Origin of the sequence: Saccharothrix sp. CCNWYY140, assembly GCF_037401995.1 — a bacterium.
In the GTDB taxonomy this organism is placed as follows: Bacteria; Actinomycetota; Actinomycetes; order Mycobacteriales; family Pseudonocardiaceae; genus Actinosynnema.
This window is the reverse complement of record NZ_JBBEGC010000034.1, coordinates 22,730-45,410: the sequence shown is the minus strand read 5'-3', so window position 1 is coordinate 45,410 and position 22,681 is coordinate 22,730. Positions and strand designations below refer to the sequence as shown.

General features: G+C 72.2%; 26 protein-coding genes. 12 read left to right on the top strand and 14 right to left on the bottom strand.

Features of this window, described 5'->3' with window-relative positions:
• Window positions 1-37 precede the first annotated feature (37 nt).
• Together WBN91_RS17515 and WBN91_RS17510 are read right to left on the bottom strand one after the other, a co-directional pair.
• Complete coding sequence (locus WBN91_RS17515; protein WP_337724870.1) at window positions 38-994, bottom strand: hypothetical protein; 957 nt, start codon at window positions 992-994, stop codon at window positions 38-40.
• Window positions 991-1,509, bottom strand: coding sequence for a SigE family RNA polymerase sigma factor (locus WBN91_RS17510; RefSeq protein ID WP_337724871.1), 519 nt, complete (start codon window positions 1,507-1,509; stop codon window positions 991-993). Before WBN91_RS17510 ends, WBN91_RS17515 begins: the two co-directional genes overlap by 4 nt.
• 155 nt (window positions 1,510-1,664) lie before the next feature.
• On the opposite strand from WBN91_RS17510, the gene WBN91_RS17505 reads away from it, so the two are divergent.
• On the top strand, window positions 1,665-2,510 hold the full coding sequence (locus WBN91_RS17505; RefSeq protein WP_337724872.1) for an SMP-30/gluconolactonase/LRE family protein: 846 nt from the start codon (window positions 1,665-1,667) through the stop codon (window positions 2,508-2,510).
• 15 nt (window positions 2,511-2,525) lie between these two features.
• Here WBN91_RS17505 and WBN91_RS17500 read toward each other — a convergent pair whose 3' ends face one another.
• From WBN91_RS17500 to clpS, 8 genes are all read right to left on the bottom strand, one after another.
• Window positions 2,526-3,290 carry an MBL fold metallo-hydrolase gene (locus WBN91_RS17500; protein WP_337724873.1) on the bottom strand — a complete coding sequence of 255 codons (765 nt, stop codon included), beginning with the start codon at window positions 3,288-3,290 and terminating at the stop codon, window positions 2,526-2,528.
• Between the two features lie 159 nt (window positions 3,291-3,449).
• Window positions 3,450-4,400 (bottom strand): PLP-dependent cysteine synthase family protein, encoded by a 951-nt coding sequence (locus WBN91_RS17495; RefSeq protein ID WP_337724874.1) that lies wholly within the window; start codon window positions 4,398-4,400, stop codon window positions 3,450-3,452.
• Window positions 4,401-4,405: 5 nt separating this feature from the next.
• A complete protein-coding gene (locus WBN91_RS17490; RefSeq protein ID WP_337724875.1) occupies window positions 4,406-4,678 on the bottom strand; it encodes a MoaD/ThiS family protein in 273 nt (90 codons plus the stop codon).
• Window positions 4,679-4,737: 59 nt separating this feature from the next.
• Entirely contained in the window at window positions 4,738-5,193 is a 456-nt protein-coding gene (locus WBN91_RS17485) for a M67 family metallopeptidase (RefSeq protein WP_337724876.1), read from the bottom strand.
• Window positions 5,194-5,244: 51 nt separating this feature from the next.
• Entirely contained in the window at window positions 5,245-5,760 is a 516-nt protein-coding gene (locus WBN91_RS17480) for a DUF2231 domain-containing protein (RefSeq protein ID WP_337724877.1), read from the bottom strand.
• Between the two features lie 14 nt (window positions 5,761-5,774).
• On the bottom strand, window positions 5,775-6,329 hold the full coding sequence (locus WBN91_RS17475; RefSeq protein ID WP_337724878.1) for a peptidase S58, DmpA: 555 nt from the start codon (window positions 6,327-6,329) through the stop codon (window positions 5,775-5,777).
• Between the two features lie 31 nt (window positions 6,330-6,360).
• Complete coding sequence (locus tag WBN91_RS17470) at window positions 6,361-6,918, bottom strand: DUF2017 domain-containing protein (protein ID WP_337724879.1); 558 nt, start codon at window positions 6,916-6,918, stop codon at window positions 6,361-6,363.
• Window positions 6,915-7,214: an ATP-dependent Clp protease adapter ClpS gene (clpS, locus tag WBN91_RS17465; RefSeq protein WP_337724880.1), complete on the bottom strand. Its 300-nt coding sequence runs from the start codon at window positions 7,212-7,214 to the stop codon at window positions 6,915-6,917. The genes WBN91_RS17470 and clpS overlap by 4 nt, the downstream gene beginning before the upstream one ends.
• A gap of 90 nt (window positions 7,215-7,304) precedes the next feature.
• Here clpS and WBN91_RS17460 point away from each other — a divergent pair, with 90 nt between their 5' ends.
• Together WBN91_RS17460 and WBN91_RS17455 are read left to right on the top strand one after the other, a co-directional pair.
• Complete coding sequence (locus tag WBN91_RS17460) at window positions 7,305-8,579, top strand: nicotinate phosphoribosyltransferase (protein ID WP_337724881.1); 1,275 nt, start codon at window positions 7,305-7,307, stop codon at window positions 8,577-8,579.
• Window positions 8,580-8,593: 14 nt separating this feature from the next.
• Window positions 8,594-9,163 carry an isochorismatase family protein gene (locus WBN91_RS17455; RefSeq protein ID WP_337724882.1) on the top strand — a complete coding sequence of 190 codons (570 nt, stop codon included), beginning with the start codon at window positions 8,594-8,596 and terminating at the stop codon, window positions 9,161-9,163.
• A gap of 107 nt (window positions 9,164-9,270) precedes the next feature.
• Here the strand turns inward: WBN91_RS17455 and WBN91_RS17450 are convergent, their stop codons facing one another.
• The 3 genes from WBN91_RS17450 to WBN91_RS17440 all read right to left on the bottom strand — a co-directional run bounded on the left by WBN91_RS17450 (window position 9,271) and on the right by WBN91_RS17440 (window position 13,135).
• Complete coding sequence (locus WBN91_RS17450; protein ID WP_337724883.1) at window positions 9,271-9,927, bottom strand: hypothetical protein; 657 nt, start codon at window positions 9,925-9,927, stop codon at window positions 9,271-9,273.
• A 134-nt stretch (window positions 9,928-10,061) separates the two neighbouring features.
• Window positions 10,062-11,222 (bottom strand): non-hydrolyzing UDP-N-acetylglucosamine 2-epimerase, encoded by a 1,161-nt coding sequence (gene wecB, locus WBN91_RS17445; protein WP_337724884.1) that lies wholly within the window; start codon window positions 11,220-11,222, stop codon window positions 10,062-10,064.
• A gap of 1,154 nt (window positions 11,223-12,376) precedes the next feature.
• Entirely contained in the window at window positions 12,377-13,135 is a 759-nt protein-coding gene (locus tag WBN91_RS17440) for a choice-of-anchor P family protein (RefSeq protein WP_337724885.1), read from the bottom strand.
• 329 nt (window positions 13,136-13,464) lie between these two features.
• Between WBN91_RS17440 and xrtP the strand changes: the two genes are divergently transcribed.
• From xrtP to WBN91_RS17395, 9 genes are all read left to right on the top strand, one after another.
• Complete coding sequence (gene xrtP, locus WBN91_RS17435) at window positions 13,465-13,983, top strand: exosortase P (protein ID WP_337724886.1); 519 nt, start codon at window positions 13,465-13,467, stop codon at window positions 13,981-13,983.
• 44 nt (window positions 13,984-14,027) lie between these two features.
• A complete protein-coding gene (locus tag WBN91_RS17430) occupies window positions 14,028-15,338 on the top strand; it encodes a glycosyltransferase family 2 protein (RefSeq protein ID WP_337724914.1) in 1,311 nt (436 codons plus the stop codon).
• Window positions 15,339-15,439: 101 nt separating this feature from the next.
• Window positions 15,440-16,012 carry a biotin transporter BioY gene (locus tag WBN91_RS17425; protein ID WP_337724887.1) on the top strand — a complete coding sequence of 191 codons (573 nt, stop codon included), beginning with the start codon at window positions 15,440-15,442 and terminating at the stop codon, window positions 16,010-16,012.
• Entirely contained in the window at window positions 16,009-16,674 is a 666-nt protein-coding gene (locus WBN91_RS17420) for a nucleotidyltransferase domain-containing protein (protein ID WP_337724888.1), read from the top strand. The genes WBN91_RS17425 and WBN91_RS17420 overlap by 4 nt, the downstream gene beginning before the upstream one ends.
• A gap of 119 nt (window positions 16,675-16,793) precedes the next feature.
• Window positions 16,794-18,722: an ATP-dependent DNA helicase gene (locus WBN91_RS17415; protein ID WP_337724915.1), complete on the top strand. Its 1,929-nt coding sequence runs from the start codon at window positions 16,794-16,796 to the stop codon at window positions 18,720-18,722.
• A 75-nt stretch (window positions 18,723-18,797) separates the two neighbouring features.
• A complete protein-coding gene (locus WBN91_RS17410) occupies window positions 18,798-19,727 on the top strand; it encodes an ABC transporter ATP-binding protein (RefSeq protein ID WP_337724889.1) in 930 nt (309 codons plus the stop codon).
• Complete coding sequence (locus WBN91_RS17405) at window positions 19,727-20,491, top strand: ABC transporter permease (RefSeq protein ID WP_337724890.1); 765 nt, start codon at window positions 19,727-19,729, stop codon at window positions 20,489-20,491. Before WBN91_RS17410 ends, WBN91_RS17405 begins: the two co-directional genes overlap by 1 nt.
• Entirely contained in the window at window positions 20,484-21,278 is a 795-nt protein-coding gene (locus WBN91_RS17400; protein ID WP_337724891.1) for an ABC transporter permease, read from the top strand. Before WBN91_RS17405 ends, WBN91_RS17400 begins: the two co-directional genes overlap by 8 nt.
• A 94-nt stretch (window positions 21,279-21,372) precedes the next feature.
• Window positions 21,373-21,984: a hypothetical protein gene (locus WBN91_RS17395; protein ID WP_337724892.1), complete on the top strand. Its 612-nt coding sequence runs from the start codon at window positions 21,373-21,375 to the stop codon at window positions 21,982-21,984.
• On the opposite strand, the gene WBN91_RS17390 is transcribed toward WBN91_RS17395, so the two are convergent.
• Window positions 21,985-22,668 carry a peptidyl-tRNA hydrolase gene (locus WBN91_RS17390; protein ID WP_337724916.1) on the bottom strand — a complete coding sequence of 228 codons (684 nt, stop codon included), beginning with the start codon at window positions 22,666-22,668 and terminating at the stop codon, window positions 21,985-21,987.
• Window positions 22,669-22,681: the final 13 nt, after the last annotated feature.

Sequence of the window (22,681 nt, the reverse complement as noted above, 5' to 3'; positions counted from 1 at the left end):
CCAGGCTACGTGCGATCGGCGCTGTTGGGGGCGCAGGTCAGCCGTCCATGTCCACCATCACCGCCCACTCGCCGTGCTGCGCCTCGGGGATGGCGCTGATCTCCACCGGTTGCCCCGGCACGAGGTCGGGGAAGTCGGGCACGGCGCCGTTCAGGCTGCCGGTGGCCGTGTAGGAGAAGCTCGTCATGTCGTCGACCGTGGTCCCGGCGACCACGACCCGGACGCGGCCGGGCGAGCCGACCACGATGTGGGTCTTGGTGATGGCCCGCCAGGGGACGACGATCCGCTGCGGCTGGTTCGGGTCGGCGGGGTCGGAGCGCAGCACGACGTCGGCGGCGTGCACCAGGCCGTCGACCTCGACCGGCTCGGGCGGCGCGGGCGGCATCGGGTACTCGGCGAGCGGCACCTCCCGGCCGACGCCCAGCCGCACCGCGATGCCGTCCTCCGCCGGCTCGACCGCGGCGTCCTCGACGGTCGTGTCGATGCTGGTGATGCGCCCGAGAACGGTCAGCCGGACCACGGACTGCCTCCCCGGGACCAGCAGCTCGCGCGTCTCGTTGGTGCTGATGCCGGTCGAGCCGCTGTGGCAGGGCGACTGCTTGACCTCCTTGCCGTCGATGGAGAGCACGGCCTTGAGGTTGCTCTTGGTGCCGGTCTCGCACCCGATGAACAGCGTCAGCTCCGCCGTGTCGGAGGGCGTGAAGGCGAGGGCGAGCGGGTCCGGGGTGCGGCCGGAGGTCTGGGCGACGATCCGGCTGCCGGCCAGGTGCTCGGGGAACGGGTCGGGCTTGGCGGGCTGGGAGTCCGGCCGGGACGGCAGCCCCGCGACCGCGCCGCCGACCAGGGCCAGGGCCACGCACGCCACGGCGACGAACGCCCGCCGCCGGCGAACCCTCCGGACCCGCGTGCGCAGGGCCGCCATGCGGACGGTGTGGGCGGTCTCGGGCAGGTCGGCGTGGTCGTGGAGGACCGCGCTCAGGTCGTGCGTCTTCACCCGCGCACCCCTTCTCCGTCGAACTGGCCGTCGCGCTGCCCGAGCACCGCCGGGTCCACCCGCAGCCGGGCGAGGGCCTTGCTGGTCTGGGACTTCACCGTGCCGACCGAGATCCCGAGGACGTGCGCCACCTGCGCCTCGGTCAGGTCCTCGTAGAACCGCAGCACCAGCACGGCCCGCTGGCGGCGCGGCAGGGTGCCCAGCAGCCGCCACAGCCAGTCGTGCTCGTCCACCGCGGCCTGCGGGCTCGGCCCGACCCGTTCGGGCAGCACCTCGGTGGGTTCCTCGCCGCGCCACCGGCGTCTCCACCAGGTGGCGTAGGTGTTGACCATGATCTTGCGCACGTACGGCTCCGGGTCGCCCTGGACGCGCCGCCACGCCAGCCACGCCTTGGTCAGCGCGGCCTGCAACAGGTCCTCCGCGTGCCCGGCGTCGCGCGTCAACAGGTAGGCGGTGCGCACCAGGCGCGGCGAAGCCCCCGCGACGAACTCCTCGAACCCCTCGGGTGCTTCCACCGCTCCCCCGTCCTCCACGCTCTCGCCGGTACTACCAGTCGGGGACGGCGGATGGTTGCCCCCGGCGGCCATCCGGGTGGAATCGCGGGCTCGACGGTGTAGCAAGTCACACCGATCCGGTCGGGCGCGGCTCCGCCGGAGCCTAGGCTGTCCCGGTGTCGATCGACGTTGCGGTGCGGGCGGAAGCCGAACTCGGGGAAGGCCCCACGTGGGACCACGGCAGCGGCACCCTCCTGTGGGTCGACGTGCTGCGCAGCGAGGTGCACCGCTACTCCCCCGACCGCGACGAGGACGCGGTGCTCGACGTGCCGCAGCACGTGGGCGCGGCCAAGCCCCGCACGCGCGGCGGCCTGGTGCTCAACCTGCGCGACGGCATCGCCCTGGTCGACCCGGACGGCACCAGGACGTGGCTGGTCTACTGGGCCCGGGAGGGCTACCGCGGCAACGACGCGGCCGTGGACCCGGCGGGCCGGCTGTGGGCGGGCACCATGCGCTACGACGAGGACCCCGGCGGCTGGCTGGTGCGCGTCGAGCCCACCGGGGACGCGAAGGTGGTCGTGGACAACGTGCGCGTGAGCAACGGGATCGGCTGGAGCCCCGACGCCACCGCCATGTACTACGTCGACTCGGCGACCCGCCGGATCGACGTCCTGGACTACGACCGCGCCAGCGGCACGGCCACCAACCGCCGCACGGTGGTGGAGGTGGACCGCGGCCTGCCCGACGGCCTGTGCGTGGACGCGTCGGGCGCGATCTGGGTGGCCCTGTGGGGCGGGGCGGCGGTGCGCCGGTACACGCCGGACGGGCGGCTGGACACGGAGATCGAACTGCCGGTGGGCCAACCGACCGCGTGCGCCTTCGGCGGCCCGGACCTGACCGACCTCTACGTCACCACCGCGCGCACCGGCCTGTCCGGCGAGGCGCTGACCGAGCTCGCGGGCTCGGTCCTGGTCGTCTCCGGCGCGGGCGAAGGGCAGATGACCGCCTCGTTCGCCGGCTGATCCACTGTGGACGGATCAGATCGCGTACACCGCACCGGGTTCGGCCAGTGACACGGGACCGGTGAACGACTCCACGGCGTCGCTGAGCACGCCGTCCCGGTCCGACCACGGCAGCACGTGCGTCAGCACCAGCCGCCCGACACCGGCCTCCGCCGCCACCGCACCGGCCTCGTGCCCGCTCATGTGCAGGTAGTTCGCCCGCCCCGCCTGCTCCCGCCACGCCGCGTCGGCCAGCAGCAGGTCCGCGCCGCGCGCCAACTCCACCAGCTCGGGGCACGGCACGGTGTCCCCGGTGAACACCAGCGACTTGCCGCCCACCGCGATGCGGAACGCGTACGCCTCGCAGATGTGCCGCATCGGCGCGACGTCGATGGACACGTCACCCACCGCGAACCGACCCGCCTGCAACGCCACGAAGTCGTAGGTGTCCGCCAACCGCAGCGTCGCCAGCTCCTCCTCCGACGCCGCGTGCGCGTTGGCCAGCCTGGTCGGCGCGTGCGCCGGCGCGAACACCGGCAGCCGCTTCCCCGGCGACGGCGGGTTCGGGTGGTGGCGCAGGTAGGTGGTCAGCGCGCTGAAGTCCGCGCAGTGGTCCAGGTGCAGGTGCGACAGCAGCACCGCACCCAGTCGGAACGGGTCGCAGTACCGCTGCAACGCCCCGAGCACCCCGCCGCCCAGCTCCACCGCGATCCGCACGCCACCCGCCTCGACCAGGTACCCGGACGTGGGCAGATCGGGGCCGGGAGCACTTCCCGCGCAGCCGAGGACGGTCAATTCCATGACCGGCACGATAGCAGTCCGGACATCGGCAGAATTGCGGAAAGAAGGTGGACGAACAACACCGCAATTCACTTCGTCGGCTTTATCGGAAAACATCGGTTTCCCGAACCGGCAAAGCGGTGGCGGGCGACCCGGGAGGTCGCCGCCACCGCTCGCGCGTCAGGCCCAGAGGTGGCCGTCGAGGCGTTCGGCGGCCTCGTCCAGCGTGCCCGCGTAGGCGCCGGTCGACAGGTACTTCCACCCCGCGTCCGCCACCACGAACGCCACGTCCGCCCGCTCCCCGCGCTGCGCCGCCTTCTCCGCCACGGCCAGCGCCGCGTGCAGGATGGCGCCGGTCGAGATGCCCGCGAAGATGCCCTCGACCTCCAGCAGCTGCCGGGTCCGGCGCAGGGCGTCGTAGGAGCCGACCGAGTAGCGGCCGGTCAGCACCTCGGCGTCGTACAGCTCGGGCACGAAACCCTCGTCGAGGTTGCGCAGGCCGTACACCAGCTCGCCGTACCGGGGCTCGGCGGCGACGACCTGCACGTCCGGCTTCTGCTCGCGCAGGTACCGGCCCACACCCACGAGCGTGCCCGTCGTGCCCAGGCCCGCCACGAAGTGCGTGATCGTGGGCAGGTCCTTGAGGATCTCCGGGCCGGTGCTCTCGTAGTGCGCACCGGGGTTGGCGGGGTTGCCGTACTGGTAGAGCATCACCCACTCGGGGTGCTCGGCGGCCAGTTCCTTCGCCCGCGCGACGGCCTGGTTGGAGCCGCCCGCCGCCGGCGAGAACACGATCCGCGCGCCATAGGCCTGGAGCAGCTGCTTGCGCTCGGCGGAGGTGTTCTCCGGCATCACGCAGACCAGGCCGTAGCCCTTGAGCTTCGCGACCATCGCCAGCGCGATGCCGGTGTTGCCGGACGTCGGTTCCAGGATCGTGCAGCCGGGCTGCAAGCGGCCTTCCCGCTCGGCCTCCTCGACCATCATCAGGACCGGGCGGTCCTTGATCGAGCCGGTCGGGTTGCGGTCCTCCAGCTTCGCCCACAGCCGCACGTCCTTCGACGGCGACAGCCGGGGCAGCCCCACCAGGGGCGTGCCGCCGACCGCGTCGAGCAGCGACTCGTACCGGGCCACCGCGATCAGCCCCCGGCGACGGCCGGGAGGATCGTCACGGTGTCGCCGTCCTTCACCGCCGCGTCGAGACCGCCCGCGAAGCGGACGTCCTCGTCGTTGACGTACACGTTCACGAACCGGTGCAGCGAGCCTTCCTTGACCAGGCGCGCCTTCAAGCCACCGTGGTTGTTCTCCAGGTCGTCGATGACCTGCGCGAGCGTGGTGCCCGACGCCGAGACGGACTTCTGGCCGCCGGTGTGCGTGCGCAGGATCGTGGGGATGGAGACGGTGACAGCCATGCTGGGACCTCCGGGAGAGGAGCCGGGACTTATTTCGGGATCGAGCGGGGACGACGCGCTCAGGGACAGTCGGGCGTGTCGTCCGCGCCCGTGTGCGCGAACATGTACGACTCGACGACCTCGACCGGTTCTTCGGTGACGACGCCGTCAACGATCCGGTAGGAGCGCAGCTCGTGCGTCTCGGGGTCCCTGGTGGAGATGAGGACGTAGTGCGCCTGCGGCTCGCTCGCGTACGACACGTCGGTCCGCGACGGGTAGGCCTCGGTCGCGGTGTGCGAGTGGTAGACGACGATCGTCTCTTCGTCGTTGGCGCTCATCTCGCGGTGGACGCGCAGCTGCTCCATCGAGTCGAACCGGTAGAAGGTCGGGGAGCGCTCGGCGTTGTCCATCGGGACGAACCGCTCGGGGCGGTCGGAGCCCTCGGGGCCCGCGATGATGCCGCACGCCTCGTCGGGGTGGTCACGACGGGCGTGCGCCACCATCGCGTCGACGAGGTCACGGCGGATCACCAGCACGCCACCATCCTACGTGGTGGCGGAAGGTGTCCCGCGTTGTGAGAACGGGCACTACACCCGCTCGCGCTCCACCCCCGCACCCTGTGAGTAGGCCAGATGTCCGCCCAGCAGGCCGCCGGCGGTCAGCGCGCCCATCCCGACCGCTGAGACGACCCGGCCCACGAGCCCGAACCCGTGGCCGCGCAGCCGGAACGAGGTCAGGTACAGCAGGTTGGCCGCCGCGTTGCTCGCCAAGTGCACGAACGCGGTCCGGCGCTGCCGCTCGTCGAGGGTCGCGTACTCGGCCAGCCCCGTGACGATGGCCACCGGGGCGGTCGCCAGCCCGACCCCGATCAGGACCCGCGCCGCTTTGCCCTCCCCGGGCAGGAGGTCGAGCACGTTGGACGCGGCGTACATCCCCAGCGGGAGCAGCACCGCAGCCGGGTGCGCGGGGTGCCCCATCGGCTCGCCGCGCAGCACCCGAGAGCTGCGGAGGCCCGAAGGGATGGCCTCGGCCAGCGCGCCGGCCGCCCGGTCCAGCGCCTTGTTCTCCTCAACCCACCGCAACACCCGCGTCAGCCGACTCATACCGCACGGGTACCTCACCGGAGGGCGCTGAACACGTCCTTCGCCGCCGTTGTGCACAGTTCGTCCAGCGGTGTCCCGGTCGCCACCCCGGTGGCGAGGGCGAACACCGTCGAGGGCACCCGCAGACCGGCCCGGACCAGCCCGTCCTGCGCGGACATGGCGACCCGGCGGCACCCGGCTTTGTCCAGGTCGGCGTCGACCACGACGAACGCCGCCGCCGTCTGGCCGACCAGGACCACCGCCGGGGGCACCGCGACCTCGACCGCGGCCTCGCACGCCGCGTGCCCGACGTCTTCGCGCAGGTCACCGACCGCCGCACCGCACACGATGGGCACCACGCCGCCGTCCACGGGGAACCCGTGCCCGCGCTCGGCCAACCACCGCATGACGCCGTTCGGGGCGGACGGAGACTCGGAGAGGGTCACCGCGTGCACGCGCTGGACCAGCGCGGATGGGTCGAGCAGGTCCAGTTCGCGGGTCCCGACGGGCGCGCCGCGCGTGTCCACGCCCGCGGCCACCCCGCCGGGTGCGAGCACGACCACCGCCCCGGGCACCCGACCGAGCAGCATCAGCCCACGACCGCCATCAGTCCCCGAGCCATCAGTCCATGACCGCCTCGACCAGCGTCTCCTGCACCCACGTCAACCAGTGGTAGACGCCCAGGTGCGGCGAGCGCGGGTCGTCGGGCGGCAGCTCGTCGGGCATGTCCTCCTGCACGTCCAGCGCCGTCCCCAGGGCCAGCCGCACGTCGTTGAGCGCCGACAGCCACGCCTCGGCCTGCGCCGACGCCAGCCGGACCTCGCCGCCGTCGGCCGGGCAGGTGTCCAGCACGACGGCCGCCGCCGCCGTCTTGGCGTCCAGCAGCTCGGGCTCGTGCAGGGAGCGCAACGCGTTCGCGGAGTCCACTTCGGCCGGATCGGGCGCGTCGGGGTCCAGGCGGTGGAAGTCGGGCAGCAACCGGCCCAGGATCGGGTCGTCCGGCGGGGTCGAGGACCCCGTCCGGATGCCGGTCAGCTGCGCCAGCTCGTCCTGCGGGGCCTCTTCCGCGCGGGCCAGCAGCATGTCCTGGATCTGGCTCACCAGACCGCGCACCACGGCGGCTTCCTGCCGGTCGAACTTGCCGACCACCGCGTCGCCGGACTTCGTCCACTTCCTCACGACGAACGCTGCATCGTCGCCCAGAGCCCGGCCGCGTGCAGTTTCGCCACGTCCGCCTCCACCTTGTCCTTCGACCCCGACGACACGATCGCCTTGCCCTTGTGGTGCACGTCCAGCATCAACTTCGTCGCGTGGTCCCGGCTGTAGCCGAACAGCTTCTGGAACACGTACGTGACGTAGGACATCAGGTTCACCGGGTCGTTCCAGACCAGCGTCTGCCAGGGACGGTCCTCGGTGCGGACGTCCTGCGGCGACGGGTCAACCTGCGTCCGCTCATGCTCGACGGGCGTGGTCATACCGCCAATGGTGTCATGTTCCGGTCCGTGGCGGAGCCCATAGGGCCTTCTGCCGCTGGCGCGGCGCGGTCGAGCCTAGGCTTCTGGCTCATGTCGACGTCGCTGTTCACGGACCACTACGAGTTGACGATGCTGGCCGCTGCCCTGCGCGACGGCACCGCCGACCGGCCGTGCGTCTTCGAGGTCTTCGCCCGCAGGCTCCCCGAAGGCAGGCGGTACGGGGTGGTCGCGGGCACCGGGCGCCTGCTGGACGCCATCGAGGCGTTCCGCTTCGGCGAGGCCGAGCTGGAGCTGTTGGAGCGCACCGGCGTGGTCGACCGCGCGACGCTGGACTGGCTGGCCGGCTACCGGTTCACCGGCGACGTCGACGGGTACCCCGAGGGCGAGCTGTACTTCCCGGGGTCGCCGATCCTGTCCGTCCGGGCGCCGTTCGGCGTGGGCGTGGTGCTGGAGACGCTGGCCCTGTCGATCCTCAACCACGACAGCGCGATCGCCTCCGCCGCCGCCCGCATGGTGGGCGCCGCCAACGGCCGCCGCATGATCGAGATGGGTTCGCGCCGCACGCACGAGGACGCCGCCGTCGCGTCCGCGCGCGCCGCGTACCTGGCCGGGTTCACCGCCACGTCCAACCTGGAAGCGGCCCGCCGGCACGGCATCCCCACCGCCGGCACGTGCGCGCACGCCTTCACGCTGCTGCACGACAGCGAGGAGGCGGCGTTCCGCAGCCAGGTCGAGGCGCTGGGCGCGGGCACGACCCTGCTGGTGGACACCTACGACATCACCAGCGGCATCAAGACCGCCGTGGAGATCGCCGGGCCGGACCTGGGCGCGATCCGGATCGACTCGGGCGACCTGGGCGTGCTCGCGCGGCAGGCCCGCGACCAGCTGGACTCGCTGGGCGCGCGCAACACCCGCATCGTCGTGTCCGGCGACCTGGACGAGTACTCGATCGCCGCGCTGCGCGCCGAGCCCGTGGACGCCTACGGGGTGGGCACTTCGGTGGTGACCGGGTCGGGCGCGCCGACCGCCGGGATGGTCTACAAGCTGGTCGAGGTCGACGGTCGGCCCGTGGCCAAGCGGTCGTCGCACAAGGAGTCGCGCGGTGGGCAGAAGAGCGCGCTGCGGCGGCACAAGGACACCGGGACCGCATTGGAAGAGGTCGTGCACCCCGCTTCCGAGGCTGTCGAGCTGGGTCCGCACGACCGGGTCCTGCCCGTGCCGCTGGTGCGCGGTGGACAAAGGGTCGAGGGGCTCGACACGCTGGCGGAGAGCCGGGAGCGGCTGCGCGCCGCACTGGTCAGCGTGCCGTGGGAGGGCCTGAAGCTGTCCCGCGGCGAGCCCGCGATCCCGACGACGTTCCTGTGATTCGTAGGAGTGACATGGCCAAGGCACTGATCGTGGTGGACGTGCAGAACGACTTCTGCGAGGGCGGGTCGCTGCCGGTGACGGGTGGGGCGGCGGTGGCGGCGGCCATCTCGGCGCACCTGGCGTCGGGCGGGTACGACCACGTCGTGGCGACGCGGGACTACCACATCGACCCGGGCGCGCACTTCAGCGAGACGCCCGACTTCGTGAACACGTGGCCGGTGCACTGCGTGGCCGGGACGCCCGGCGCGTCGTTCCACCCCGAGCTGGACGTGACGCCGGTGGAGGCCGTGTTCTCCAAGGGCGCGCACGCGGCGGCGTACTCCGGGTTCGAGGGCGTGGCCGGCGGCGGCGAGGGCCTGGCCGACTGGCTGCGGGCGCGCGGGGTGTCGGACGTGGACGTGGTGGGCATCGCGACCGACCACTGCGTGCGGGCCACGGCGTTGGACGCGGCGGCGGCCGGGTTCACGACGACCGTCCTGCTGGACCTCACCGCCGGGGTGGCGGCGTCGACCGTCGAGACCGCCCTGGGGCAGTTGCGCGAGGCCGGTGTCGCCTTGGCGGGCACGCCCCACGTGGCCTGACCGCGCGGCGGAGCGGGGGTGCTCTTGAGGTGAGCACCCCCGAATCCACAGTCAACCAGGGGGGTACGACAGAGCCGGGCGTGCCGGCGGCGGGGGGATGTGCGGGCTCAGGGAGTCGGTGCGCAAGCGGTCTCGCCGACCTTCACGCTGCCCTGGACCCCCGACTCCGGGGTGAAGCGGAAGTGCAGCAGGGTCAGCGCGAGGCTGCCGTCGTTCGGTTCGGGCAGGACCACCTCGCTGAACGTGACCCGGGCGAGGACCGTGCCGGAGGAGTTCTTCACCTCGTGCACGTGGTTGTTCGGGATCTGCTCGGGCAGGCCCGCGAACCCGCTGAGCCCGCCCATCGACCAGCCCGCCGTAGTGCCGGCTTCGGTCGCGTCGCAGGTCACCTTCCACTTGCCGACCTTGAGCCGGGGTCCGCCCGCGGACATCAGCGCCGACAGCTCGAACCCGTTGCCGGTGGCCTCGGACCTCGTGGTGGTCGTGTCGGTGTTCGGGTCGACCACGGTGGTGGTGCAGGTGGAGTCGCCCGCGCCGAACCGGATGCCGGTCCGGGAGATCGCCGGCGACGACGCGGTCGTGGGACCCTCGACCGCGCACCGCGCCTGCGGGGGCACGACGACCTGCTGCCCCGACTTGGTGAAGTCGGCCGAGCCGGTGGACGCGACGCCCGCCGGTCCGGCCGCGAGCGCGGGTGTGCCCGCGGCTCCGATCGCGAGCGCCGCGGCCACCGCCCCGGCCCGGCGCGCGATGATGTGCATCATGGGTTGCCCTTCTCGTGACGCTGGTGCCCAAGTAATCGACAGTGGGCCGGGAAACGCTGACGATTCACCCTGAATATCACTCGTAAGTGGAAATGGAATACACGATCGAGTGATCGCTAACGCCGAGCAATCGATCAGGAGGGAATGCGCATCGGCAATGCCGACGAGAACACCGCCGGCAACCCGACCAGCCTTTCCAGCGCCGCCCGAACCCGGCGGGCCGCCGAGCCGTCGCCGAACGGGTTGCGCCCCGGCGGCAGCCGCAGGCGGGAGGCAAGGACCCAGCCGGCCTCGGCGAGGATCCGCGTGACGTCCGTGCCGACCAGCCAGGCGCACCCGGCGTCCACCGCCGGCATCCGCTCGGTCGTGGACCGCAGGACCAGCACCGGCACGCCGAACGTCGGCGCCTCCTCCTGGAGCCCACCGGAGTCGGTCAACACCAACGCGGCCCGCCGCAAGGCCCGGACGAGGTCGGGGTAGTCCAACGGCCGGCACACCACGATCCGCTCGTGCCCACCCAACACCCGCCGCACCGCCGTCCGCACCGAGGGGTTCGGGTGGACGGGCACCAGCACCCGCACGTCGGGATGCCGATCGGCCAGCGCCCGAACCGCATGGAGGACCCGTTCCAGCGGAGCACCCCAGGACTCCCGGCGGTGCACGGTGACCAACACCAGCCGATGCCCGGACGCGTCGAGTTCTGCTTCCAACTCCACCAACGCCGGTTCACGGGCAGGCAGATCGGCCTCGGCAACCAGCCGCACCGCGTCCACCACGGTGTTCCCCGTGACCACGATCTCCGCCGCAGGCAACGCTTCCCCCACCAACGCGGTAGCCGCGTCGTCCGTGGGCGCGAGGTGCAGCGAGGCGATCCGGGCGATCATCTGCCGCGTGCCTTCCTCGGGAAACGGCCCACCCAGATCCCCCGTCCGCAGCCCCGCTTCAAGGTGCGCCACCGGTATGCCCCGGTAAAAGGCAGCCAACGCCCCCGCCAAGGCAGTGGTCGTATCCCCTTGCACCACCACAACAGCCGGATCCCGCACCCGCAACACTTCGTCAACCGCCGGCACCAGCCGCGACAGCAACTCGGCCTGACTGCCGGTCACACGAGGAACCTCAAGCACCACATCGGGCTTGAGGTCAAAGGCCTCCAGAGCCTGCTCCACCATCCCCACATGCTGTCCACTGTGGACAAGAACGGGCCGCAACACGGGATGATCGCCCAACGCCAACACGACGGGCGCGATCTTCACCGCTTCGGGCCGGGTACCCGCAAGCAGCAGAACTTCCTTCACCAGACTCCTCACTCCGCAGGGACACCGACTCCCCACCACCTCGGGTACGGTGGAAAGCCCCACACAACCGCCCACAAAGGACCAGCCCGAAACATCACCCATTCGAGCGACATACAAGATCCGCGACCAAACCCCTCCTCACGCGTCCCGTAGAGAGAAAGGAACGCGGCAAACCGGCCCCACGCCCTCCCGCCAACCCCACCCACCCCGCCGGCCCACCCACCTCGCCGGCCCACCGCCCCACCGACTCCAGCCGACACCGCCCTGGCAGAGCCACACCGCCCAGGCGACACGGCCCTGCCGAGCCACACCGCCCCAGCCAGCACCGCCCCAGCCAGCACCGCCCCAGCCAGCACCGCCCCAGCCGAGCCACACCGCCCTGGGTCCGGTCGGGTAGTCGCCGAGTCGCGGCCCCGGGGTGCGAAGGGAGGCCGGGACCGGGAGCCGCGCGGTCGCAGGCTCGCAACCAGCGGTGTTGGGCCTTGCCGCGACGGGCAGTGGTCGAGCCTGCCGCAACCGGCGGCGGTGGAGGTCCCGCAAACAGCAGTCGGCCGGCTGCCGAGGCCCCCGAGCGATCGAGCGCCGCCGCGACGCACGCCAGGAGCCGAACCTCGGAGTCGTGCACCGCAGGTCGAGCACCGCCGCGACGCGCACCCCGAGTCGCGCCGCAGAGTCGTGCGCCGCGGGTCGAGCGCCGCCGGGACGTGCGCCCCGAGTCGCGCCACAGGGTCGTGCGTCGCAGGTCGAGCGCCGCCGGGACGTGCGCCGGGAGTCGCGCCGCGGAGTCGTGCACCTGGGGTCGCGTGCCACGGGGTCGCGCGCCGCAGGACCGGGGGCCAAGCGGCGGGCGTGTCCGGGGATCGAGAGAGCGCCGGGGGTCGGGGTCGGAGGGTGGGGTGTCTGGAGGCCGGGAGGGTGGGTGCGGCGCCCGGGGTGTGGGGGTTGCACCGTCGGGCGCCGCTGGCATTAGGGGGTTTTGGGGTTGGGGGGTTGTCGGCGGCGGCGGGAGTGGTGGGTTAGGAGGGTGCCGGCCGTCAGTAGGGCCAGTGCGGCGATCACCCACCACGTCACGCTCGCGCCCGTCGCCGCCAGTGTGCCCACGCCCGTCCCCACAGCGACCCCGGTACCGGGAACCTTGTACAACGCCAACCCCCTCAGACCAACGCCCGGCGACGGCGCAGCACGACCGCGCCGGTCGGCACCGCGACCAAGGCCAGCAAGCCCAAGCCGATCCATAGGCCGGCGCCCGACGCCATCGGGATCGGCAACCCGGCCGGACCGCACGTCGCGGACGACACGACCAGGTCACCGGAGCCCAGAGCCCCGAGCACGCCACCGATCAAGGTCACGTGGATGGCGTTGACGGTGAGGCTGCCGTCCCTGTTGCGCACCTGCTCGTTGAACACCACCCGCGCGATGTCCACGCCCACCAAGCCCACGTCGAGCACCGTGTTCGGCGCGGGCTCCGCCTCGACCTCGCCCAGCCTGCCCAAACCCACGCCGACCAGCTTCGTCCGACCGACCACGCCCTTCTGGGTCGCGTCGCACTCCGCCTCGACCGCCTCGGCCGTGATCGCGCCGGTCGCCGAGGCCAGCAGTTCCAACCTGACGTCGGCGGTCACGGCTCGGGAGTGGACGCCGCCGGTCTTGTCGTCGCGGGTCGCGGACGTGTCCAGTACGCCGGTCTTCAGCACGCCCGGCACGTTGGCGGTGGCGAAGGTGCCCGTGGTCGGGCCGTTCGCGTCGGCGGCGGCGAACGGGCCCGCCGACACCGCGTTCCCGCCCAGCAGCGACAGGTCCAGCTCGGCGCCGTGGGCGGAGGCGTCGCCGGGGGCGGCGGACGCGGGTGGCGCGGTGGCCAGCAGGGCGGCCACCGCGACGAAGCCGGCCAGGCCCGTCATTCGCACACGCATGGAGGTCCTTCCTCACGAAACGAACGTTCTCGGGGGACTCGCGACCGGGCACACGACGCCTGACGCCATCGGGATCGCAGGGCGCGTCGGAGTGCACTGTGCGAGCAATTGCCCCTATCGGCGTTCCACCCGTCGGATTAAGGGTTGCTGACCGTAAAGGGGGACGACGTCCACTCGAACCGCCCAACTGCGGCCACACAGAGTCGATCAACCGCCCGAAAGCGGCTCACGTTCTCACCCGATCCGGCAGTGCGGACGAGCCGAGAAGCCGCCGATGACCTTCGGGTAGCCCGATCGGGCGGTCCCCGGACGGATGAAAGGACTCTCCCGTGGCGTATGCCGTGCCCCGGACCGAACACCTCAACCGGGTGGTGGTCGTCGCACTGGTGGTGGCCGCCGCCGGGCTGGTGCTGTTGCACCGCGCCTACCGGACGGCCGAGATCGCGTTGTCCGGACTGGTCCTGAACGCTCTCAGCAGCGACGGCGTCGCCGTGGTCGCCGCCCGCCAGACCGTCTACTTCGGACTCGGCTCGGACACGCCGCTGGGCCTGCGCATGACCCCGGAGTGCACGTCCGCGTTCCTGGTCCTGCCGTTGCTGCTGGTCGGCGCGGTGATGGTCGCGCTGCGGCCCCGGATCACCCGGAAGGTCCTCGCCGCGCTCGCCGTCGCCACGGCCGCCGTCGTCGTGGTCAACCAGCTGCGCGTGCTCACCCTGGTCGGCCTGGTCAAGACCCTCGGCGTGGACACCGGCTACTACTGGGGCCACACCCTGCTGGGCTCGATGGTGAGCGTCTTCGGCGGCGCGGCGGCGCTCGTGGCGTTCGTCCGGCTGGCCACGCGCGGGTGAGCCTCGACGTCGTCCTGGGGTTCACCCAGGCCCTCGCCCTGACCATGAGCGTCGCCTTCCTGACCTACGTGTTCCTCATCGTCGTCCCCTACCTGCGGCACACCCCCGCGCCGACCGGCCGCCCGGACCGGTTCGAGTGGCACTTCCTGGTGCCGTGCCGGGACGAGGAGGCGGTCATCGGCGACACCGTCCGGTACCTGCGCACGACGTTCCCCATCGCGCACGTCTGGGTCATCGACGACGACTCCGACGACGCCACCGCCGGCGTCGTCCGGACCTTCCGCGGCGACAAGCACGTCCACCTCGTGCGCCGGTACCGCCCCGACGCCCGCACCGGCAAGGGCGACGCGCTCAACGACGCCTACCGCACGCTCAAGCTGTGGATGGGCCGGCACGCCGACGCCGACCGGGCCGTGGTGGTCGTGGTCGACGCCGACGGGCGGCCCGCCCCCAACTGCCTGGAAACCTGCGCGGCGGACCACCTGTTCGGCGACCCGACCATCGGCGCCGTGCAGGTGGACGTCCGGATGGTCAACGCCGGCGTCCGGCAGACCGGCGTGTCCCGGTGGCGCTCGGTGTTCGGCGCGCTCCTGGTCCGCATGCAGGACCTGGAGTTCCGCACGGCGATCGCGGCCATCCAGCTGTCCCGCGGGGTCACCGGCACGATCTCGATGGGCGGCAACGGGCAGTTCACCCGCCTGTCCGCGCTGGACGCCATCGCCGGGCCGGCTGGTCAGCCGTGGCGCGGGTCGTTGCTGGAGGACTTCGAACTGGGCGTGCACCTGCTGACCGCCGGCTGGCGCACGGGGTTCTCCCTGGACACCCACGTCCACCAGGAGGGCCTGTACAGCCTGCGGCGGTTCCTCGCGCAACGGACGCGGTGGGGCCAGGGCACCATGCAGTGCATGCGGTACGTCCGGCGGATCTGGGCGTCGCCACACCTGACCACGCTGGGCGCGGCGGAGATGCTGTACTACCTGGCCCAACCGTGGATGCAGCTGCTCGGGACGCTGATCTACCCGGTCCCGCTGGTGCTGCTGGCGCACCGGACCGTGACGTCGCCGGCCGAGGTCTGGCAGTGGCTGGCGGAAGGCGCGTGGGTCCTGTTCGCCGTCTACGGGTCGTTCGGACTGCTGCCGTTCGTGCTGTGGGGACCGGTGTACCGGGCGCGGTGCGAGCCGGGACTCGGCCGGGGACGCGCGCTGGTGTACGGCTTCGGCTACGCGCTGTACATCTACACCTTCTACATCACGTCGTGGCGCGCGCTGAGCCGCCTGGTCCGGGGCCGCAACGGCTGGACCAAGACCCGGCGGAACACCGAACGCCCCACCGGGAAGGTGGCCCTGGACACCTGAGCACCGCGTGAGATCCGCGACTTTGTAGAGCTTCGACAAAGACCGAACATGTGATCGCCGGTTAACCTCGCCGACGGAAGTCGATCCACGGGAGGTCCACAGTGTCCGTCATCGCCGTCCCCGGTCGCCGTGTGCTGGCCGACCTCGTGCCGGGCTCGCTGGCGCGTGACATCGCCCTGGTCGTGGCCGGTGCGGGGTTGACCGGGCTGGCCGCCCAGGTCGCCCTGCCGGTGCCGGGCAGCCCGGTGCCGATCACCGGGCAGACCTTCGCCGCGCTGCTGGTGGGCGCCGCCCTCGGGTGGCAGCGCGGTGGCGCGTCGATGGTGTTGTACCTGATCGCCGGCGTCGCCGGTGTGCCGTGGTTCCAGGGCGCCTCGTCGGGCATGCCCGCGTCCCTCGGCTACGTCGTGGGCTTCGTGTTCGCGGGTGTGCTGGTCGGCCACCTGGCCGCGCGCGGCGGTGACCGGACGCCCCTGCGCACGGTCGGCACGATGGCCCTGGGCAACCTCGTGATCTACGCGTTCGGCGTGCCGTGGCTGATGGCCGCCGCGAACGTCGGGTTCACCAAGGCGCTGGCGCTGGGCGTCACGCCGTTCCTGATCGGCGACGCGCTCAAGATCGCCCTCGCCGCCGGCCTGCTGCCCGCCGCGTGGGCGCTGGTGAAGCGCAAGTGAGCGACCACGTCGCCTTAGTCGACAAAGCGGCTCCCGGCCTGGTCGTCGCGGCGCACGTGGTGGGTTCCACCGCGCTCGACGACCGGGCGCCCGGGTCCGACCTCGACCTCGTGGTCGAGCTGGCGCGCACGCCGACCCACGACGACCTGCGCGTGCTGGCCGAGGCCCAGAGCCTCGACCTGGACGTGGTCTACCTGGTCGACGGTCGGCCCGGCCCGTGGGGGCGGGACGGGCGGCTGAACACCACGCCCGCCGAGGTCACGCCCGTGCTGTTGGAGCAGCTCAACAACTACTCCCGGACCTTGCGCGGCCCGAAACCCCGCTTCGCCGTGTCCCGCGACGAGGTCGAGCAGTGGTGCCGGCGGAACCTGGTCGAGTACTGGGCGCCGCTGGTGGAGCTGGGCGCGGCGGCGAGCGGGCCGGGGTTGCGGGAAGGCGTGCTGTGGCTGGCGTTCGGCCCGGCGCGGCTGTGGCACACCATCCGGACCGGCGAGATCGTCGGCAAGACCCGCGCCGGTGAACTGGCGGCCCTGCACTGGCCGGACCTCGCCGACGGGGTGAAGGTGCTGGTCGAGGCCCGGCACGACCCCGGGCGGGAACTGCGCGAAGAGCACCGGCTGGTCGCGGTGGAGCTGGGCGGGCGAGTGCTGGCCGAGTTCTGACGGTGTCGCCGGGTACCGTCTTCGCCGTGCCGTCCACCACCGCGATCCCCGACACCAGAACGCTGCTCGCCGTCGCCGTGGAGGCGGTGGGTGGAGCCGAGCGCGAGGGCCAGCTCGCGATGGCCGAGGCGGTGGAGCGCGCGATCCGCACCGGCGAGCACCTGGCCGTGCAGGCGGGCACCGGCACCGGCAAGTCGCTGGCCTACCTGGTGCCCGCGATCCGGCACGCGGTGGCCGAGGAGTCCACGGTCGTCATCTCCACCGCCACCATCGCCCTCCAACGCCAGCTCGTCGACCGCGACCTGCCTCGTCTGGGCCAGGCGCTGCGCAAGGAACTGGGCCGCGAGCCCCGGTTCGCGATCCTCAAGGGCCGCCGCAACTACCTGTGCATGCACCGCGTCCACACCGGCGCGCCGGACGAGCCGGAGGACGCGGGGCTGTTCGACCCGTTCGCCGTGTCCCGACTGGGTCGCGAGGTGAAGCGGCTGCACGAGTGGTCGTCCGACACCGAGACCGGTGACCGGGACGAGCTGGTGCCCGGTGTCAGCGACCAGGCCTGGAAGCAGGTCTCGGTGACCGCGCGGGAGTGCCTGGGCGCGGCGAAGTGCCCGGTCGGCCAGGACTGCTTCGCCGAGCGGGCGCGGGCCGAGGCGGGCAAGGCCGACGTCGTGGTCACCAACCACGCCATGCTCGCGATCGACGCCCTGGAGGGCTACCAGGTGCTGCCCGACCACGACGTCGTCGTGATCGACGAGGCGCACGACCTGGTGGACCGGGTCACGTCGGTGGCCACCGAGGAGCTGAGCGCGACCCTGGTTGCCACGGCTGCGAGGCGGTGCGGGCGGCTGATCGACCAGTCCGTGGCCGATCGGATGGCGGAGGCGAGCGACGGCCTGGGCATGATCCTGGAGGACGCCCCAGTCGGCCGCCTCGACTCCCTGCCCCAGGCGCTGGCGGGCGCCCTGCGGGCCACCAAGGACGCCGCCCACGCGTGCATCACGTCCCTGGGCCCGGACCGCAAGGAGGACGTCGAGGGCGCGACGGCGCGCAAGCTCGCCCTGTCGCTGCTGGACGAGGTCCACGACTGCGCGGCCCGCATCCTGGAGGCCTTCGACGACGACCACGACGTGGTGTGGGTGTCCGGCGACTCGGGCGTCAACCGCACCCCGTCACTGCGCGTGGCGCCGCTGGGCGTCGGCGGCCTGCTGCGGGAACGCCTCTTCGGCAAGCGCACCACCATCCTCACCTCGGCGACCCTCACCCTGGGCGGCACCTTCGACACCCTGGCCCGCCAGTGGGGCCTCCCCGCGTCCTCCGCGTCCCGCAAGGCCGAGGGCACGGCCACGGACAAGGAGCCGCCGTCGGACCTGGGGCAGCCGCGCTGGCAGGGCCTGGACGTCGGATCGCCGTTCGAGCACGGCAGCAGCGGCATCCTGTACGTGGCCCGCCACCTGCCCCCACCGGGCCGGGACGGCCTGCCACCGTCCTATGTGGACGAACTGGAGGGCTTGGTCAACGCGGCCGGCGGGCGCACGCTGGGCCTGTTCTCGTCCATGCGGGCGGCGAAGGCGGCCACGGAGGCGTTGCGGGGCAAGCTGGAGTACCCCGTGCTGTGCCAGGGCGACGACTCGACGGGCCAGCTGGTCAAGCGCTTCGCCGAGGACCCGCGCACGTGCTTGTTCGGCACGCTGTCGTTGTGGCAGGGCGTGGATGTCCCCGGCCCGGCGCTGCAACTCGTGGTGATGGACCGGATTCCCTTCCCCCGGCCGGACGACCCCCTGGCATCGGCGCGACAGAAGGCCGTGGAATCCCGCGGTGGCAACGGCTTCCTGACGGTGGCGGCCACGCACGCGGCTCTGTTGCTGGCTCAGGGCGCTGGCCGGTTGCTGCGGTCGATGAACGACAAGGGCGTGGTGGCGATCCTCGACCCGCGCCTGGCCACGGCCCGGTACGGCGGCTTCCTGCGGGCGTCGCTGCCCCCGTTCTGGACCACCTACGACCCCGAGGTCGTCCGCGCGGCCCTCAAGCGCCTCGACGCCGCGAACTAACGCTGACCTGCGGATTCAACAAATCTTCGGCGGCTCGACCGTAGCTTCGCCCCCGATCACACGGGGGTGAACGGCATGAGTGTCCGCGTACGCGACCTGACCAGGACCTACCGCAAGGGCAGGCGCAAGAACGAAGAAGTCACCGCGCTCGACGGGTTGTCCCTGGATATCCCGTCGAACGAGGTCCACGGTCTGCTCGGCCCCAACGGCGCGGGCAAGACGACGCTGTGCAAGGTCCTGTCCACCGTCCTGCTGCCCACGGGCGGCAGCGCCGAGGTGTTCGGGCTCGACGTCGTCGCGCAAGCCCACGAGGTTCGGCCGTTGATCGGCATCGTGTTCGGCGGTGAGCGCGGCCTGTACGGGAAGCTCACCGCGCGGCAGACCCTGCGCTACTGGGCCGCGCTGTACAAGCTCCCCGACACCCGGGCGAAGGCCCGCACCGACGAGCTCCTCGACCGCCTGGGGCTCACGGCCAAGGCCGACGACCTGGTCGAGACCTACTCGCGCGGCATGAAGCAGCGGCTGCACCTGGCGCGCGGGTTGATCGGCGACCCGAGGCTGATCCTGCTGGACGAGCCCACCACCGGCATGGACCCCGTCGCCGCGCACGACTTCCGCGCCCTGATCGGCGAACTGCGCGCCGAGGGCCGAACGATCCTGATCACTACGCACGACATGGACGAGGCCGAAGAGGTCTGCGACCGGGTGACCCTGATCGACCACGGGCGGGTGCTGGCGACCGAGTCGCCGCGCGGGTTGGCCGAGATGTCCGGTCTGCACCGGTGGGTGGAGGCGGAGACGGCGCTGGACGTGAGCGGGCTGCCCGGGGTGCTCGGCACGGAACGGCGGGACGGGCTGCTGCGCGTCCGGGTCGTCGACGACGCCGCCGCCCGGGTCGTCCTGGACTTCCTGCTGGACAACGGGGTCCGCTCGGTGCGGGCGGTGCCGCCGCGGTTGGAGGACGTCTACCTCGACCTCGTCGGCCGGCGCGGGATGGAGGTCTGATGCGGCTGTTCCTCACCGGGGTCCGGATGCAGTGGTGGCTGGTCCGGCGGCAGCCCGACGACCTGCTCACCCTGTGCACGATCCCGTTCACGGTCCTGATGCTGATGTCGATCGTGGTCCACTCCGGGCGCGCGGACCTGCTGCCCAACGCGTTCCTGGCGCCCGTCCTGATCGGGCTGTGGGGGTTCGCGACGGGGCTGGCGGCCGAGGTGCTGGTGACCGAGCGCTGGACGCGGTCCCTCGAACTGGGGATGGCCGCGCCGGTGTCCCCGCACCCGGTCTACCTGGGACGGGTGGCGGCGGTGCTGCTGCTGGGCGTGGCGCCGCTGGTCGAGACGTGGGGGCTGGGGTGGTTGGTGTTCGGCGTGACGCCGACCGTGCACCACCCGTGGGTGTTCTGGGCGGCGATGGGTGCGTCGATGTTCGCGATGGCGGGCACCGGGTTGTTGCTGGCGGCGTTCATGCTGACCAACGACACCGGGCACTACCAGAACTTCCTCAGCTTCCCGATCTACGTGCTGTCGGGCGTGATGGTGCCCGTCCAGTACCTGCCGGAACCCCTGCAACCGCTGTCGCACGCGGTGTTCCTGTCCTGGTCGGCGGACCTGATGCGGGACGCCCTCGCGCCCGCCCCCGTGGCGGCGGTCTGGTGGCGGTTGCTGGCGATCGTGGCGTTGGGGGCGGCAGCGTTGGTCGCGGGGCGGTTGTCGTTGGAGTTGACGTTGCGCCGGGTGCGGCGGGCGGGGTCGGTGGCGTATGCGTGACCAGTTGAGGGTCCTGCGGCACAGCTTGGCCGTGCAGTGGCGGATGTGGCGGGGCTTCCACACCTGGCGGACGTGGACGTTCGGGTGGCTGTCCCGGCTTCTGATACAAGCGTGCTTCTACGCGCTGGTCGGGCGGATGCTCGGGTCGCAGGAGCAGGTCGACTACCTGCTGATCGGCAACCTGGTCGCGATCATGGCGATCGACGCGACCGTGGTGATCCTGCTGACCGTGGGCGAGCGGCAGGCCGGGACGCTGGCGCTGATGGTCGCCGCGCCCGCCACCCACCTCACCGCGTACCTGGGCAAGGGGTTGGTGAACCTGGGTTCGGGCGTGGCGGCGTCCACGATCGCGTTCCTGGCCCTGCCGCCGCTGTTCGGGGTGGCGCTGCCGTGGCCGTGGGCGGGGTTCGTGCCGCTGATGATCTTGGTGGTGGGGTTGTCGTGCTACTGCTACGGGACGTGCGTGGCGGCGTTCGTGCTCGGGTTCCCGTCGGCGCGGTGGGTGGCGTTGAACCTCAGCTACCTGGTGATCATGACGTTCAGCGGGGTCAACGTGCCGACGTCGTTCTGGCCGGATTGGGTGCACGCCCTGACTTCTGTGCTGCCGATGACGCACGGCCTGGCGGCGATCCGGTCCTTCGTGGCCGGCGGACCGCTGCCCGGGGTGCTGGCGGACCTGGCGCTGGAGTTGGGTGTCGGCGCGCTGTGGATCACGGTCGCGGCCCTGGGGTTCGAGCGGATGGTGCGGCGCGGGCGGCGGGACGGCACGATCGAGTTCGCCGGGTAACCCGATGGTCGCATTCGGACGGTCGCAGACCCGCCCGTGCCACTAGGTTCCAGGACTGTCCATTGAAGACACTCCCTGAAGGGGACCACCCACCGTGAAGGCCCGTTTGGCGGCGGCCGTCGCCGCCCTGCTCCTGTTCCCCGGCGTCGCGACCGCGGCCGAGTCGACTCCCTCGATGGAGGTCAGCGCCGCCACGCTGACGTTCTGCCTGACCCCCACCGCGGAGGGCAAGCTGGCCGAGGAAGGCATCGTGCTCGACGCGTTGGAGCCCGCGGTCGACGCCGATGCCGACGGGCGCCGGTGCGTGCGGATGCCGGTCACCGGGCGGATGACCCCGGACCTGGACAAGGTCGACCTGCTCGCCGAGGGCGGTCTGCGGTTCCGGTCGGCGGACCGCGAGTTGCGCTTCCACACCATCCGCGCGCAGACCGAGACCGGCCGGATCGTCGTCCGCGCCCTCCCCAACGACGAGGACGACGAGGTCGAGTTGTTCGCCGTGGACGTGGCCCGGGTCTCCACCACGCCGACGGTCGAGCCGGTGGGTCTCGAGCTCGCCACCCCGTTGGCCACCACCGCGGACGTCGCCGCCGAGTTCGCGCAGGCCTTCGACCGCGTCCTGTTCGCCGAGGGTGACGAGCTGGTCGACGCCACCGGCGAGGTCGAGCTGATCAGCGCGTCCCACGTGGTCGAGGGCACCCTCGACTGATCACGCCCGGTGGACGGCCACGGTCGCCGTGCCGGGGTCCACCTCGGTGTACCCGGCGTCCCGTACGACGACCGTGTCCGGCCGGGCCACCAGCGCGTCCCAGTCGGCCGGGGACGGCGTCCGGACCGCGCACCGGTAGTCCACCGCCGCCCAGGCCTCCAGCTCCTCCTCGGTCAGCGTGGGCGCGAGCAGCATGGACGCGTGCCCGACCTGGGCCGCCGCCTTGCCCGCGGTCATCTCCACGCGCGGGTTGAGCCACAGCTCGTACGCACCCGCGGGCACGTCGCCGGGTTCGTCGACGGGCAGCTCGCTGCCCGAGATCTGCAACCGGGACAGCTCCTTGGGCAGCTCCGACACCAGGCCCGGCACGAACGCCCGCACCTGCGCCCCGCCCACGGTGATCGTCACCCCGGGCAGCGCCTGCACGGCCTCCCAGTGCGCACCCCGCGCCCGCCGCGACACCTTCCGGATCCGGCCCCGCACCCACGCCACGACCTCGTCGTGCCACTCCCCACCCGGCTCGGCGCGCGGGTCCAGGCACACGGCGATCGCGGCGGCAGCGGCGGCCTCCAGCACGTCCGTCCGGCACGGCGGGGACGTCCGCTCGATGCGCAGCACCATCGGCATGGCCCGCACCAGGGCGGGGTCTTCCTCGTCGGTCGTGTAGTGCCGGTCCACCAGCATCTTCAGGATCTCG

What these genes read in the sequence shown, in the direction of transcription:
- WBN91_RS17500 (WP_337724873.1), bottom strand. Translation starts at nt 3,290, where the DNA reads ATGGAATTGACCGTCCTCGGCTGCGCGGGAAGTGCTCCCGGCCCCGAT.
- WBN91_RS17490 (WP_337724875.1), bottom strand. Translation starts at nt 4,678, where the DNA reads ATGGCTGTCACCGTCTCCATCCCCACGATCCTGCGCACGCACACCGGC.
- WBN91_RS17480 (WP_337724877.1), bottom strand. Translation starts at nt 5,760, where the DNA reads ATGAGTCGGCTGACGCGGGTGTTGCGGTGGGTTGAGGAGAACAAGGCG.
- WBN91_RS17475 (WP_337724878.1), bottom strand. Translation starts at nt 6,329, where the DNA reads ATGCTGCTCGGTCGGGTGCCCGGGGCGGTGGTCGTGCTCGCACCCGGC.
- clpS (WP_337724880.1), bottom strand. Translation starts at nt 7,214, where the DNA reads ATGACCACGCCCGTCGAGCATGAGCGGACGCAGGTTGACCCGTCGCCG.
- WBN91_RS17460 (WP_337724881.1), top strand. Translation starts at nt 7,305, where the DNA reads ATGTCGACGTCGCTGTTCACGGACCACTACGAGTTGACGATGCTGGCC.
- WBN91_RS17455 (WP_337724882.1), top strand. Translation starts at nt 8,594, where the DNA reads ATGGCCAAGGCACTGATCGTGGTGGACGTGCAGAACGACTTCTGCGAG.
- WBN91_RS17450 (WP_337724883.1), bottom strand. Translation starts at nt 9,927, where the DNA reads ATGATGCACATCATCGCGCGCCGGGCCGGGGCGGTGGCCGCGGCGCTC.
- WBN91_RS17440 (WP_337724885.1), bottom strand. Translation starts at nt 13,135, where the DNA reads ATGCGTGTGCGAATGACGGGCCTGGCCGGCTTCGTCGCGGTGGCCGCC.
- WBN91_RS17430 (WP_337724914.1), top strand. Translation starts at nt 14,028, where the DNA reads ATGAGCGTCGCCTTCCTGACCTACGTGTTCCTCATCGTCGTCCCCTAC.
- WBN91_RS17415 (WP_337724915.1), top strand. Translation starts at nt 16,794, where the DNA reads ATGGCCGAGGCGGTGGAGCGCGCGATCCGCACCGGCGAGCACCTGGCC.
- WBN91_RS17410 (WP_337724889.1), top strand. Translation starts at nt 18,798, where the DNA reads ATGAGTGTCCGCGTACGCGACCTGACCAGGACCTACCGCAAGGGCAGG.
- WBN91_RS17405 (WP_337724890.1), top strand. Translation starts at nt 19,727, where the DNA reads ATGCGGCTGTTCCTCACCGGGGTCCGGATGCAGTGGTGGCTGGTCCGG.
- WBN91_RS17400 (WP_337724891.1), top strand. Translation starts at nt 20,484, where the DNA reads ATGCGTGACCAGTTGAGGGTCCTGCGGCACAGCTTGGCCGTGCAGTGG.
- WBN91_RS17390 (WP_337724916.1), bottom strand. Translation starts at nt 22,668, where the DNA reads ATGCTGGTGGACCGGCACTACACGACCGACGAGGAAGACCCCGCCCTG.